This window comes from Flagellimonas algicida (assembly GCF_049629585.1).
GTDB lineage: Bacteria > Bacteroidota > Bacteroidia > Flavobacteriales > Flavobacteriaceae > Flagellimonas.
Genome location: NZ_JBMYIX010000006.1, coordinates 1 through 968, shown reverse-complemented (window position 1 = coordinate 968; position 968 = coordinate 1). Strand labels below are relative to the sequence as shown.

Genomic DNA, 968 nt, shown 5'->3' with positions numbered 1-968 from the left:
GAGCGGTACCGGCACCACCGGCGACCCTTATATTGTGAACAGCACCTTCACCGAAGTGGACGGCAGCATCACCAATGAGATACAGGATCTGGCGAGCGTGCTCGGCGAGGGCAACAGCGCGGGCACATCCATCACCAATGTGACGGACCCCACCAATGCGCAGGACGCCGCCACGAAGAACTATGTGGACACGCAGATCACGGCCAACGCCGCTGACGGATCGGAGACCATCGTCAACGCAGGTACGGACATCAGTGTGAGCGGGAGCGGTACCACTGGCGACCCTTATATTGTGAACAGCACCTTCACGGAGTCACAAGAAGCCATTGATGTACCATATGATCCAAGTACAACAACATTGACCTCGGGAAATGTTCAGAATGTAATTGAAGAACTGAAAGCGGAAGTGGATGCCTTTGCAGCAACTTCCGGTCAAACAAATACAGCCTCAAATGTTGGGGCAGGAGGAGTTGGGGCATTTGCTAGGAAGACTGGGGCCGATCTTGAATTTAAGAACATCAATGCAGGATCAAATAAAGTTACGGTAACCAATGATGTTGCGAATGATGAAATTGACATTGATATCAATGAAGCGAATATAACAATTACAGAAAGCCAGATATCTGATTTGAGCCATACTGTGGACACGGACGACCAGACGTTATCGGAGGTACTCTCCGAAGGCAACAGCGCGGGGACCTCGATCACCAATGTGACGGACCCTACCAACGCGCAGGACGCCGCCACGAAGAACTATGTGGACAGCCAGATCACGGCGAACGCCGCTGACGGATCGGAGACCATCGTGAACGGGGGCACGGACATCAGCGTGAGCGGAAGCGGTACCACCGGCGACCCTTATATTGTGAACAGCACCTTCACGGAAGTGGACGGTAGCATCACCAACGAGATACAGGATCTGGCGAGCGTGCTCGGAGAGGGCAACAGCGCGGGCACATCCATCACGA

At 53.7% G+C, this 968-nt stretch carries 1 protein-coding gene; it reads left to right on the top strand.

Going from position 1 to position 968, the window contains the following annotated elements; all coding sequences use genetic code 11:
- The coding region (locus ACPD8L_RS17230) for a hypothetical protein (protein ID WP_423944892.1) at nucleotides 1-968 on the top strand (968 nt) is incomplete at both ends.